The organism is Maribacter confluentis (assembly GCF_030505015.1).
GTDB lineage: Bacteria > Bacteroidota > Bacteroidia > Flavobacteriales > Flavobacteriaceae > Maribacter > Maribacter sedimenticola.
On record NZ_JAUKUC010000001.1, the window covers coordinates 3,053,161 to 3,065,839 of the forward strand.

The 12,679-nt window shown below is 37.7% G+C and carries 11 protein-coding genes; 8 read left to right on the forward strand and 3 right to left on the reverse strand.

Going from position 1 to position 12,679, the window contains the following annotated elements:
* The first annotated feature begins 92 nt into the window (after window positions 1-92).
* The 7 genes from Q2T41_RS13260 (at window position 93) to Q2T41_RS13290 (ending at window position 8,397) form a co-directional block, all read left to right on the forward strand.
* Window positions 93-1,628, forward strand: a complete 1,536-nt coding sequence (locus tag Q2T41_RS13260; protein WP_304436450.1) for a glycogen synthase — start codon at window positions 93-95, stop codon at window positions 1,626-1,628.
* Between the two features lie 115 nt (window positions 1,629-1,743).
* The gene (locus Q2T41_RS13265; RefSeq protein WP_304436451.1) at window positions 1,744-3,030 is read left to right on the forward strand and encodes a citrate synthase; all 1,287 of its coding nucleotides are present in this window, start codon (window positions 1,744-1,746) and stop codon (window positions 3,028-3,030) included.
* Window positions 3,031-3,124: 94 nt separating this feature from the next.
* On the forward strand, window positions 3,125-4,039 hold the full coding sequence (locus Q2T41_RS13270) for a dimethylarginine dimethylaminohydrolase family protein (protein ID WP_304436452.1): 915 nt from the start codon (window positions 3,125-3,127) through the stop codon (window positions 4,037-4,039).
* Between the two features lie 38 nt (window positions 4,040-4,077).
* The gene (gene ctlX / locus Q2T41_RS13275; RefSeq protein ID WP_304436453.1) at window positions 4,078-5,013 is read left to right on the forward strand and encodes a citrulline utilization hydrolase CtlX; all 936 of its coding nucleotides are present in this window, start codon (window positions 4,078-4,080) and stop codon (window positions 5,011-5,013) included.
* 95 nt (window positions 5,014-5,108) lie between these two features.
* Window positions 5,109-5,720: a hypothetical protein gene (locus tag Q2T41_RS13280; protein ID WP_304436454.1), complete on the forward strand. Its 612-nt coding sequence runs from the start codon at window positions 5,109-5,111 to the stop codon at window positions 5,718-5,720.
* A gap of 8 nt (window positions 5,721-5,728) precedes the next feature.
* Window positions 5,729-6,223, forward strand: a complete 495-nt coding sequence (locus Q2T41_RS13285; RefSeq protein ID WP_304436455.1) for a (2Fe-2S)-binding protein — start codon at window positions 5,729-5,731, stop codon at window positions 6,221-6,223.
* Entirely contained in the window at window positions 6,223-8,397 is a 2,175-nt protein-coding gene (locus Q2T41_RS13290; RefSeq protein ID WP_304436456.1) for a xanthine dehydrogenase family protein molybdopterin-binding subunit, read from the forward strand. Before Q2T41_RS13285 ends, Q2T41_RS13290 begins: the two co-directional genes overlap by 1 nt.
* A gap of 19 nt (window positions 8,398-8,416) precedes the next feature.
* Here the strand turns inward: Q2T41_RS13290 and Q2T41_RS13295 are convergent, their stop codons facing one another.
* Genes Q2T41_RS13295 through Q2T41_RS13305 form a run of 3 tightly spaced genes read right to left on the reverse strand, consistent with a single transcriptional unit; the run spans window position 8,417 to window position 10,780 of the window.
* Window positions 8,417-9,841 carry an SDR family oxidoreductase gene (locus tag Q2T41_RS13295; protein ID WP_304436457.1) on the reverse strand — a complete coding sequence of 475 codons (1,425 nt, stop codon included), beginning with the start codon at window positions 9,839-9,841 and terminating at the stop codon, window positions 8,417-8,419.
* Complete coding sequence (locus tag Q2T41_RS13300; protein ID WP_304436458.1) at window positions 9,838-10,353, reverse strand: DUF1648 domain-containing protein; 516 nt, start codon at window positions 10,351-10,353, stop codon at window positions 9,838-9,840. The genes Q2T41_RS13295 and Q2T41_RS13300 overlap by 4 nt, the downstream gene beginning before the upstream one ends.
* A gap of 1 nt (window position 10,354) precedes the next feature.
* Entirely contained in the window at window positions 10,355-10,780 is a 426-nt protein-coding gene (locus tag Q2T41_RS13305) for a hypothetical protein (RefSeq protein ID WP_089259478.1), read from the reverse strand.
* 116 nt (window positions 10,781-10,896) lie between these two features.
* Between Q2T41_RS13305 and argS the strand changes: the two genes are divergently transcribed.
* A complete protein-coding gene (gene argS / locus Q2T41_RS13310) occupies window positions 10,897-12,678 on the forward strand; it encodes an arginine--tRNA ligase (RefSeq protein WP_304436459.1) in 1,782 nt (593 codons plus the stop codon).
* The last annotated feature ends 1 nt before the right edge of the window (window position 12,679 follow it).

Genomic DNA, 12,679 nt, shown 5'->3' on the forward strand with positions numbered 1-12,679 from the left:
CTCTCCTATTTTGGAAAGGCTTTTTTTTTGTCTTACTCCTAAACTTTAACTACCTTTTGTAAAAAATACATTTAAAATCTTGTAAGTAACATATGAACAACTTTCTTTTCGTTTCAGCAGAAAATGATGCCATTCCAGATTGCAAAGCCGGTGGTATGGGTGATGTGGTTAGAGATGTGCCAAGGGAAATTTCGAAACGGGATGATAGAGTCCATGTCGTTGTACCTTCCTATTCCAGATTGCATAAGAACGGAATCTTTAAAACCAATCTTCATTTTCAACTTAGGGGCGTACCATATACCGCGGAGCTATATGAGGTAATACCAAAAAAGGTTGATAAAAATATTACACATTATGTAATACACCATCCAGAGATTATAGAAGGGGGTATTGCTCATATTTATCATGATGACCCTACAGAACCTTTTTATAACGATTTTATAAAGTTCATTATATTCTGTACGGCTACTGCAGAAGCTATAAAAGTGGGAGCCTTTGGAGAGTTGGATATTGTACATATGCATGATTGGCATTCGGCCGCTCTGTTGTTCATTAAAAAATACCATCCCCAATATCAAGATTTAAAAAAGATGCGCTATGTATATACCATACATAATTTGGCCATACAGGGTATAAGACCATTTTATGATAATTATGCATCGGTTCATAACTGGTTTCCAGAAGTGCAATTAAATCATAAGGAGCTGATGGATTTACGTTATCAGGATTGTATAAACCTTATGGCCGTAGGCATTAGGCTGGCAGATGCAGTGCATACCGTATCCCCATCATATAAAGAAGATGTACTCTTGCCAAGCAGAAGACCGGAATTTATTGGTGGTGAAAGTTTGGAGAACGACTTGCAGATAGCTGACAATGAAGGAAGATTGTTCGGGATATTAAATGCTAGTAACTATAATAATATTAGGAAGGCGGAAAAAGGGTTTCTTTATAGAAATACGGTGAAAGCTCTTTTTAGATGGTTGCAAGATACGTCCAAGAAATATAAAGCGGATTTTTTAGCGCACACAGGTGAGAAAATAATGCAATATGTAGGCAATAGGCCTAAATTCATAGTCTCAAGTGTTGCTCGGTTGACGGAACAAAAATTTTATTTTCTTATGCGCTCTCCAGAAGCCTTTGAAAAAATGCTGGTACGCTTAGGGGAAGTTGACGGTATCTTTATGCTGTTAGGTACCGGAGACCCAGATTATGAAGAGTTTTTTCGCGACATGAGTTATAAACATCAGAATTTTATATTCACCAATGGTCAATCAGAAGATTTAATTGACTCTATGTATTTGGAAACTGATCTTTACTTTATGCCAAGTCTATTTGAGCCTTGTGGAATTAGTCAAATGTTGGCCATGCGCAATGGAAATCCTTGCTTGGTTCACCATACAGGAGGTTTAAAGGACACTGTGGAGCATATGAAGACCGGCTTTGCTTTTGATGGTGCTACGTATGAACAGCAAATTGAAAATATGGTGTTGCGTTTTGATGAAGCTATCTCCTTATGGCAACACGATAAACCCAAATGGAAAAAGATACAGGCCAATGCCAAAAAGGCTCGTTTTACTTGGGAAAAGTCTTTGGACGAATATTACAAATCATTATATATGTTGTGAGTAATGTAGTTAAAAGATCTTATTGTTAATTTTACCCCAAACAGAATATTGAAATTGTTAAAACAATCCTGTTTTGTTAACTTTACGGGGAGTATATAAAACGTAAAATTTAAAAATGTCAGATAAAGCTACTTTAGAATATAATGGTGAAAAATATGAGTTTCCAGTAATTAAGGGAACTGAAAATGAACTTGCGATTGATATTAAATCTTTGCGTTCAGTTACCAAAGGAATTATAACTATAGATCCAGGTTATAAAAATACGGGATCATGTGAGAGTGCCATTACTTTTTTGGACGGTGAAAAAGGAATTTTAAGATATAGAGGGTATTCTATAGAAGAGTTGGCAGAAAAAGCCGATTTTTTAGAGGTAGCGTATTTATTGATTTTTGGAAATTTACCGAACAAAGAAGAGCTGGCTAAATTTCATAAGGATATAAAGGATGAGTCTCATGTAGATGAAGAAATGAAAAAGATTTTGGACGGTTTTCCAAAGTCTGCACACCCAATGGGAGTGTTGTCTTCTTTGACAAGTGCTTTGATTGCATTTAACCCATCCACTGTTGATGTAAGTTCAGATCAGGATATGTACCATGCCATAGTACGTATTTTGGCTAAATTTCCAGTTCTTGTTGCTTGGACATTACGCAAGAAAAAAGGACTTCCTCTAGATTATGGTGATGACAGTTTGGGCTATGTAGAAAACATACATAAAATGATGTTCAAACGTCCTAATCAAGAATATAAAAAGAACAAGGTCGTTATAGAAGCTTTGGATAAGTTGTTGATTTTACATGCCGATCACGAACAAAACTGTTCTACCAGTACTGTGCGTATTGTTGGTTCTTCCCATGCAGGACTGTTCGCATCCTTATCAGCAGGTATATCTGCACTTTGGGGACCATTGCACGGTGGTGCAAACCAAGCGGTTTTGGAGATGCTTGAAGCAATTGAGGCAGATGGTGGCGATACTAAAAAGTATATGGCCAAGGCTAAGGACAAGTCCGATCCATTTAGGTTAATGGGCTTTGGGCATAGGGTTTACAAGAATTTTGATCCCCGCGCAAAAATCATTAAAAAAGCCGCAGATGAAGTGTTGGCAGATTTGGGTATTGACGATCCTATATTGGAAATTGCAAAGGGCTTGGAAAAAGAAGCATTGGAGGATAAATATTTTGTGGATAGAAAATTGTACCCTAATGTAGATTTCTATTCAGGTATTATATATAGGGCTTTAGGAATACCAACAGAAATGTTTACGGTAATGTTTGCCTTGGGTAGATTACCAGGTTGGATTTCCCAATGGAGGGAAATGCGCTTAAAAGGAGAACCTATTGGTAGACCAAGACAAGTTTATATTGGTGAAAATCTAAGGTCTTTTGTCGAACTGGATAAAAGGTAGATTGCTACCGTTAATAAAAAAACAAAAAGCTCTTTTAAAGTATAAAGGAGCTTTTTTTTGTGCTAATTTTTAATCAGTATCTAAAATTGAAAGCATGTTACAATTACAGGTAAAAGATGAAATTTCAAAGTTAAAGGCCGTTGTTTTGGGAACCGCAAAAAGTTCAGGGCCCGTGCCCAGACCAGAAGATGCATATGACCCTAAATCCTTGGAGCATATATTGGCGGGCACTTATCCCAAAGAGGATGATATGATCTTTGAAATGGAAGCATTTAAAGCCGTATTTGAGAAATATGGCGTACAAGTATTCCGCCCAGAGGTTTTGGAGGACTGCAATCAAATATTTACCCGTGATATTGCATTTGTTATTGAAGATAAATTGATTATAGCAAATATCTTACCTGATAGGGAGAAAGAGGTAGAGGCCATTTTACATGTACTCGATAAAATAGAGGATAGTAATATTTTGCATCCCCCTGAAGAAGTGCATGTAGAAGGTGGTGATGTAATGCCCTGGAACGAATATATTTTTGTAGGTACCTATACAGCTCCCGATTACCCGGATTATATTACGGCTAGAACAAATAAGGCAGCTGTAGATTATTTAAAAGCCCAGTTTCCTAAGAAAACCGTCAAATCTTTTGAACTGAGAAAGTCTAACACCAATTCTCAAGAAAACGCATTACATCTAGACTGCTGTTTTCAGCCTTTAGGCAAGGGTAAGGCTATTTTACATAGAAACGGGTTCTTGGTAGAGGAGGAATACCAATGGTTGGTTGCCTTTTTTGGTAAGGAGAATATATTTGAGATCAATGCTCATGAAATGTACCGTATGTTCAGTAATGTATTTTCAATATCCCCAGATGTAATTGTTTCTGAAAAAAGTTTTACCAGGCTTAATACTTGGTTACGTCAACAAGGATTTACCGTAGAGGAAATTCCCTATGCTGAAATTTCCAAACAGGAAGGTTTATTGCGCTGTAGTACGCTGCCGCTCATTAGAGAATAGTTTTAATTTATAAACGAATAATTATATTTTTCCCCATTATGCAGATTACCAATAATATACTCATGATTCGTCCGGTATCGTTCAGAATGAACGAACAAACCGCTGTCAATAATTATTTTATGGAAGATATTGACATGAAGAATCAGGCTATTAATATAAAAGCCCAAGAAGAATTTGATGTTTTTGTTTCCACATTGAAGGGTAAGGGAGTCAATGTAATCGTTGTGAACGATACCTATGAACCTGATACTCCGGACAGCATCTTTCCCAATAACTGGATTTCATTTCATGCCAACGGTACAGTAGGGGTATACCCAATGTATGCAGAGAATAGGAGAAATGAGCGCAGAGAGGATATTTTGGAAATTCTGGAGGAAAAAGGATTTATAATCACAGAGGTCATCGATTATACCTCAGCAGAGGAAGAAGGTATATTTTTGGAGGGTACCGGAAGTATATTGTTGGACAGGGTCAATAAAAAAGCATACTGTGCCCTTTCGGAGCGGGCAGATGATGAGCTTTTTATAGAGTTTTGTGAGGATTTTGATTGTTTTCCTGTAATTTTTACAGCCAACCAGTCTGTAGACGGTAAGCGTTTACCTATTTACCATACCAACGTTATGATGGCATTGGCAGAAGATTTCGCTATTATATGCTCGGATACGATCGATGATAAAAAGGAACGTAAAAATGTTCTTGACCACCTGAAGAAAGACGGTAGGGAGATCATAACTATTACAGAACAACAGATGCACCATTTTGCAGGGAATATGTTACAGGTATTGGGAGCTGATGATAAACGGTATATGGTAATGAGTTCCGCCGCTTATACTAGTTTAACTAAGGAGCAGATTACCAAGATAGAAAAGCATTGTAGTATTTTACATAGTTCATTGTCTACAATAGAAACTTGTGGTGGTGGCAGTGCCCGTTGTATGATGGCAGAAGTGTTCTTGCCCAAGGGTACGGTGTAGATCATAATTTTGTTGAGTCAGTTTATTGTTTAATGTCTTTTGCTTTTACTATCTTCATAAGATATCGTTCCTAAAATTGAACGTAACTGCATGTTATGAATGTAAGGTTTTTGTATCCAGTCGTTGTGTTGGCCTTGTTAGGTATATTGTTCTCTTTGGCCAATACTCCAAATATGGTAACTTATACACTGCCTGTTTCACAACATGATATTGCCCAGACGGAATCTTCCTCATTCACTGTAATGATGGACGTACTTACCCACCAACGCTGTATGAACTGTCATCCCAACGATGATATTCCCAAACAAGGAGATGACCGGCACCCCCATTATTTTGGTATGGCAAGAGGAATTAATGATAAAGGTTTTCAAGCTACAAACTGCCATACATGCCATCAATCTGTAAATAATAAAAATTCTGGTGTACCTGGAGCGCCGCACTGGGCATTGGCTCCGGCTTCTATGGGTTGGGAGGGACTTACTAGGACCGAAATAGCTGGGCGATTATTGAATAGGGAAACCAACGGTAATAAAAGTCATGAAGAGCTTATTGAACACATGACGAAAGATGAACTGGTATTATGGGCCTGGGATCCAGGGGTGAATGCAAATGGTGTGCAACGAACATTGCCACCAGTTTCCAAAGAAGATTTTAAAAAAGCCGTTGAAGATTGGTTTGCAAACGGAGCGGTGATTCCTACTAAATAGTTTATGCTATGAAAATATCCTTTATTATTAACGGCATGTCCAAGATAATAGATGTTGAAGATGAGAATACTCCTCTTTTATATATTATTAGGGATGTACTGGATCTAAAAGGTACTAAGTTTGGTTGCGGTAAAGCAGCTTGCGGAGCGTGTACCTTACATGTAAACAATGAGGCCATACGGTCTTGTTCCTATCCCGTCAAATTTGCAGAAGGAAAAGAAATCATAACTATAGAAGGTTTAGGCAATAGGGTCAAGCCACACCCGGTTCAACAGGCTTGGATAGAAGAGATCGTACCACAGTGCGGCTATTGCCAACCTGGATTCATTATGGCCACTGCCGCATTGTTAAATAAAGTGCCAAGACCTACGAATAAAGATATTGATAACAATATCATCAATATTTGTAGATGTGGAACCTATTATCGTATGCGCAAGGCTATACATAGGGCAGCAGAACTTTCAGCGGAAAGCGGTTCCACCTCATTTAAAATTACAGATTGATGGCAACCAATAAAAATTCGAATAAAGGGGTGTCCAGACGTAAATTCTTGGTTAAGGGAGGATTGGGAACTTTAGGAGTCCTTGCTGTAGGTACCTATCTATTCAGGAATTCTATACGCAGAGGAATTTTAGGTAAGGTAAATTCATTGGAAATGCCTTATACGGACAATAGCGATAAACCTATGATATGGTTTGAAATCACATCGGATAATTTTATACGCTTGCATTCCCCAAAAATGGAAATGGGACAGGGAACATTTACGGGAATAGCGCAAATGGCTGCAGATGAACTTTCTGTTGCAATGCATAGGATAAAGGTGGTACATGCGTCATCCTCTACAGGAAATGTAGATAGTTTTGCTACAGGTGGCAGTACTTCCATTTCCGGTTTGTGGCAACCACTCAGGGAACTTTCTGCCATGTTGCGTACTATGCTTTTAAAAGAGGCTTCCCATAAGCTGAACTTGGATATAGACCAATTGATTATAGAGGATGGGACGATTATAGGGAAAGGTAAACAGCTAACCTTTGCGCAGGTGGCAGATGGGGTTGATGAATGGGTTGTGCCAGATTCACCTGTTCTAAAAGATATTAAGGATTATAAATATGTGGGTAAGCCCGTACCCAGGATAGATTTGGAAGACAAGGTATTTGGTGACCCTATTTTTGGGATGGATGCGCAAATGCCTAACATGTTGTATGGGGCAGTAGTGAGATCTTCAAAAATTGGGTCGGTATTTGTAAGTGCAGATTCCACAACGGCAGAAAAAATGCCTGGCGTGGTAAAAATTATACATGAAGCGGATTTTGTAGCAGTCGTGGCAAATTCCATGATAGAAGCCGAGAATGCAAAAAATGCCATAGAGGTAATTTGGGAAAGTTATGACAATTTAAATACAAAAGATATAGTAGAGATCATGACCGTAGGTAATGGGTCCTCTACCATCATCCAAAAGAAAGGCAAAGCATTAAAAGAGAAAGATAATCCTTTAACAATGGAATTTAGAACCCCAATAGGGGCACATGCACAGATAGAACCTAATGGGGTTGTAGCATTTGTTAAAGATGGAAAAGCAATAATAAAAATATCAACACAGGTTGTCGGACTCACAAGAAAGGAAGTGGCCCAACGGTTAGATTTAGATGTGGAACAAGTAATTGTGGAGCCAACTTATTTGGGCGGAGGTTTTGGTCGTAGGTTGCATACACCTCATGCGGTACAGGCGGCCTTAATGTCAGAAGCAGTTGGTAGACCCGTTAAATATTTCTTTAGTAGAAAGGAAGAATTTCAACATGATATGTTTCGCCCTCCTACACATCATGTTATTTCTGGCAATTTTAATGAAGAAGGATTATTGAATGTCCTGGAACATGAATTTGTAAGTGGGGACGTTGGTAACGATTCGGCTTTAATACCAGGATTTCTTCCTCCTATCATTGGAGCCGACATTGGTGCTATACGTGGTGGTTTTATCCAGTATACGGGTATTCCCAATTTTAGGTCCGTTTATTGGCATGTAGATTTACCATTTGCTACAAGTTGGTGGCGAAGTTTGGGATTATTGGCCAATACTTTTGCCATGGAAAGTTTTATGGACGAAATGGCGATTAAGGCGCAAATGAATGCCGTTGAATTCAGGCTTCGTCAAATCGCCGATGATCCCATAGGTATTCGTCTTAAAAATGTAATTAATACGGTAACGGATAAAGCAAAATATTCGGAAAATATTGTTGAAGGCCGTGCTATGGGCCTAGCAGCATCCATTGATGCCAATACGCCATGCGCCCAAATAGCTGAGGTTAGTATTGTGGATCATGAAATTGTTGTTCATAAAGTTACGGTAGCCATGGATCCCGGTTTGGCAGTAAACCCAGATCAAATACGTGCGCAGTGCGAAGGCTGCGTCATCATGGGTATAAGCGCAGTGCTCTATGAACAAATGTTTGTTGAAAATGGGGAACTTGCCCCAACTATATATGGACCATATAAAATGGCATTGATGAAAAATGCGCCAAAGGAAATAGATGTTGTGCTGCTACAGGGAAAAGATACTCCGGGAGCCGTAGGGGAACCCCCATTGGGCCCTATTGGTGCGGCAATTGCAAATGCTGTAAGAAGATTAACGGGAGAACGGTTAACGCAGTTGCCCTTAAAATTACCTAAGCATATTTAGGTTTTACCTTTCATAGGTATTATTGTTTAGCAATATTTTTGATCATACCACCAAATATAAAATAATGAAATGGTACTATACTGTACCAATACAGCCTGCCTCTTAAACCTCTAGGCCTAAATGTTGCGGTTTGGTGCAAAACATTATTTTCATCAATTTTAAATTCTAGCCACGCTTCCCCAGGCAGTTTCATTTCTGCGAACAGTAATAATCTTTTCGATTTTTTTTCAGCCAGCAATACACGCCAAAAATCAAGGGAGTCTCCTGCAAAAATTTTATTTGGATGTGTACGTCCCCGCCGTAACCCTACACCACCAAATAATTTGTCCATAAAGCCTCTTATTTTCCAGAGCCAATTTCCATAATACCATCCGGTTTCCCCACCAATGCTCCAAATACGTTCCAATACAATATCAGGATTTTTTACCTTAATCTTCTTATGGTCTTTTAGTACACCGTACTTTGGTACTTGAATATGTTTCTCTAAATTTTCTAAAAAACGGCCACTGATCATACTATCCTTCCAACTGCTTACCACTAAATTTTGCTCTATTTTTTTAAAGGCCAGATCAATTGCCTCTTTATAGGTGTGGGGCTGTATGTTAAGTAAATCTTGAAGCCTAGTATCTTTGGCCACAACTTCTATTTTCATACTATCTACTAGGTTGAGCGCTAATTTATATGACGTTGAAGTCACAAAATACAGCCAATAGGATGAAAGTTTTGGAGTCATTACCGGTACGGTCCAAATCCAGTTTTTAAAGCCTCTTACCTCTGCGTATTTATGCAGCATTTCTTTATAAGTCAACACATTGGGTCCTGCAATATCAAATGAATCGTTATAGGTTTTTTCATTGCCTAAAACTTCGGTAAGAAAGGTAATGACATCTCGTATGGCTATTGGTTGGGTTTTGGTCAATACCCATTTAGGCGTAATCATTACAGGTAATTTCTCACATAAGTCCCTAATAATTTCAAAAGATGAACTTCCGGATCCAACTATGATTCCTGCTCTTAATACAGTTAAATTATAATTGCCCTGATAAAGAATATCCTCTACATTTTTTCTGGATTGTAAATGCTTGGATAGGTTTTTATCATTGACAATTCCGCTTAAATACACTACTTGGTTAATATTTGTTTGGGATACAAGTTTGTTGAAATTATTGGCGGTCTTGGCCTCCATATTGTCAAAATCTTGGGTAGAAGAACTCATGGAGTGTATTAAGAAGTATGCTGCATCTATATCCTTTGGTATGCTATTTTCTTTGGGTTCTTCTAAAAAATCTATTTCTACGATTTCAATTTGATCCTTGATTTCCTTATCTACGGATAACCTGGCCTCATCACGTACGGCACAAACAATTTGGTGCCCCATCTCCAGAAGTTGGGGCAATAATCGCATTCCTATATAACCATTGGCACCGGTGAGCAGTATTTTCATTCTTTTGGTATTTTATACATTTTAAATACATAGTAAAATGGCAAAACGGTAATACATGCTACTATAAACAAGGTAAGGCTAGATAACTTAAAACCTAAGTTTAGGTTATGGTCCAATATGATGGTTTCTAAAATTATAGGTATTAACATTATCGCTATGAGCAAGTTTAATTGCACCAACATGTGTATGGACAATCTATACAATTGCGGTGCATTTTTTGCAGTTACCTGTATTGGGTAGTTCATGTTCCAAGGTTTAGTCTTTTTTAAGACCAAGTATAGTATGGTGTGGACGATCAAGGTCAATATAGGTAGCGCCCATATTGTTTGTTTATTTCCATAACCATCTGCTTCACCTTTATAGTTAAAATGGATAGGAACTATATCATTTAAATTATTATAAAATGCGGCAACTAATAAAAAATTCAACACTACAATAATCCATCCGAAGACAATAAGCTTTTGTTGCTGTTTAGTAAGGGGTATGTTTATTTTAGGTGGCGTTGAGCACATTTTACAAATCTTCTATTGAAGTTGGGGCATTATCGGCTTTATAGCCTAATAATTTTTTAAAGAATTTCTGAACGGCTTTTGTATCTGATTCTACTTTTATAAAGTATTGATCCCTGTATATGGAATAGACAGATGCATCACCTTTGTAAATAGTTAATTTGTAATAAGGAATAATTAGGGCATACGTTTCCAGTAAGGACCTAAAACCAACTATAATGCCCTTGGGCCTCATTTCTATATTGCAAGTATCCCTATTATTGTCTAAAATCAATAAATTTCTAATTTCTAAGCTTGTCTCCGTAATATAAAGTTTTGGAGAGCCAATACCGCCCATTGCCCAACGTTCTTTTAAAGTAAATGGCTTTCCAAGTTCCGACTCAATTTTTTTGGTTACCGCTTTATTGTTGTAAGATACGTTAAGAAGCATAGGGTATATATTGCACTGTTTTTATTAAAGTTAATCAAATGCCTAATGAATGCCATAACTGTTTACCCTAAAAGCCCAAAAAATGATTAGTTTTGCAGCCTTAATTAAACGTTTTGATGAATATTCAAGAGGTACTGTCACAGAAAGTTAAAGAAGCCGTACAATCTATTTTTGATAAGGAATTGCCAAATGTGGAATTTCAACCTACGCGAAAAGATTTTGAAGGGGATATCACTGTTGTGGTTTTTCCAATGCTACGTGTGGTAAAGGGTAATCCTGTACAGATAGGGGAACAGATTGGAACTTATTTAAAGGATCAGGTCAATGAAGTGGCTAATTTTAACGTGATCAAAGGGTTTTTAAATATTGTTATCAACGATAGTTTTTACTTGGATTTTTTTAATTCCATAAAAAACATTGAACAATACGGGTATGTAAAAAAATCCGATGATGCCGTAATGGTAGAATACTCATCTCCCAATACAAATAAACCTTTGCATTTGGGGCATATTCGTAACAATTTGTTAGGGTACTCCGTTTCTGAAATATTGAAAGCTTCCGGTAAAAAAGTTTACAAAACCCAAATAATCAATGATCGAGGTATTCATATTTGTAAAAGTATGGTGGCCTGGAAAAGATTTGGAAATGGCGAAACACCAGAATCTACCGGATTAAAGGGTGATAAACTGGTAGGTAATTATTATGTGGCTTTTGACAAGGCTTATAAAGATCAAATAGCGCAATTGGCAGCAAATGGTACTGACCAAAAAGTTGCTGAAAAAGATGCTCCTATTATGTTGGAAGCGCAAGAGATGCTGTTGAAATGGGAAGCTGGGGACCCGGATACCGTTCAATTATGGAAAACCATGAATGGTTGGGTATATAAAGGTTTTGAGGTAACCTACAAGAATCTTGGGGTTGATTTTGATACCCTTTACTATGAAAGCGATACCTACCTTTTAGGTAAGGATGTGGTTGCAGACGGACTTAAAAAAGGGGTTTTCTTTAAAAAGGAAGATGGTAGTGTTTGGATCGATTTGACCGAAGACGGTTTGGATGAGAAAATTGTTTTACGTTCAGATGGTACTGCGGTGTATATGACCCAAGATATTGGTACCGCCATACAACGGGTAAAAGACCACCCAGATGTAAACGGTATGGTATATACCGTTGGTAATGAGCAAGACTATCATTTTAAGGTATTGTTCCTAATATTACAGAAGCTTGGTTTTTCATGGTCCAATAAATTACATCATCTCAGTTATGGAATGGTAGATTTACCTAGCGGTAAAATGAAAAGTAGGGAGGGTACGGTCGTAGATGCGGATGATCTTATGGCAGATATGACCCAAACCGCGGCCACTATTTCCGAAGAACTAGGTAAGTTGGAAGATTATAGCAAAGAAGAAAAACTGGCACTTTATAAAATGATCGGATTGGGAGCTTTAAAATATTACATTTTAAAGGTAGATCCTAAAAAACGAATTTTGTTTGATCCAGAAGAGTCTGTGGATTTTCAAGGGAATACGGGTCCTTTTATTCAATATACATATGCCAGGATCCAATCCATTTTAAGGAAGGCCGCAAGTATGGAAATACAGAGTAATGTTCATGCGGCGGTCACTGAATTACATAGTAAGGAAAAAGAGCTTATAAAACAGCTACAGTTATTTCCAGAAACTATACAATTGGCAGCTGAAAATTACAGTCCGGCATTGATTGCCAATTATACCTATGATTTGGTAAAGGAATTTAATTCATTTTATCAGCAGGTTTCTATTCTTGGCGAAGAAAATGAAGCTAAGAAGATATTGCGTATACAACTGTCCAAAAAGGTTGCAGAGGTTATTCAAGATGCATTTAAATTATTGGGGGTTGAGGTCCCGGAGCGCATGTAGG

Bases quoted from the DNA above. Each gene is read 5' to 3' on its own strand.
- Q2T41_RS13260 (WP_304436450.1), top strand. From the start codon at position 93: ATGAACAACTTTCTTTTCGTTTCAGCAGAAAATGATGCCATTCCAGAT.
- Q2T41_RS13265 (WP_304436451.1), top strand. From the start codon at position 1,744: ATGTCAGATAAAGCTACTTTAGAATATAATGGTGAAAAATATGAGTTT.
- Q2T41_RS13270 (WP_304436452.1), top strand. From the start codon at position 3,125: ATGTTACAATTACAGGTAAAAGATGAAATTTCAAAGTTAAAGGCCGTT.
- ctlX (WP_304436453.1), top strand. From the start codon at position 4,078: ATGCAGATTACCAATAATATACTCATGATTCGTCCGGTATCGTTCAGA.
- Q2T41_RS13280 (WP_304436454.1), top strand. From the start codon at position 5,109: ATGAATGTAAGGTTTTTGTATCCAGTCGTTGTGTTGGCCTTGTTAGGT.
- Q2T41_RS13285 (WP_304436455.1), top strand. From the start codon at position 5,729: ATGAAAATATCCTTTATTATTAACGGCATGTCCAAGATAATAGATGTT.
- Q2T41_RS13290 (WP_304436456.1), top strand. From the start codon at position 6,223: ATGGCAACCAATAAAAATTCGAATAAAGGGGTGTCCAGACGTAAATTC.
- Q2T41_RS13295 (WP_304436457.1), bottom strand. From the start codon at position 9,841: ATGAAAATACTGCTCACCGGTGCCAATGGTTATATAGGAATGCGATTA.
- Q2T41_RS13300 (WP_304436458.1), bottom strand. From the start codon at position 10,353: ATGTGCTCAACGCCACCTAAAATAAACATACCCCTTACTAAACAGCAA.
- Q2T41_RS13305 (WP_089259478.1), bottom strand. From the start codon at position 10,780: ATGCTTCTTAACGTATCTTACAACAATAAAGCGGTAACCAAAAAAATT.
- argS (WP_304436459.1), top strand. From the start codon at position 10,897: ATGAATATTCAAGAGGTACTGTCACAGAAAGTTAAAGAAGCCGTACAA.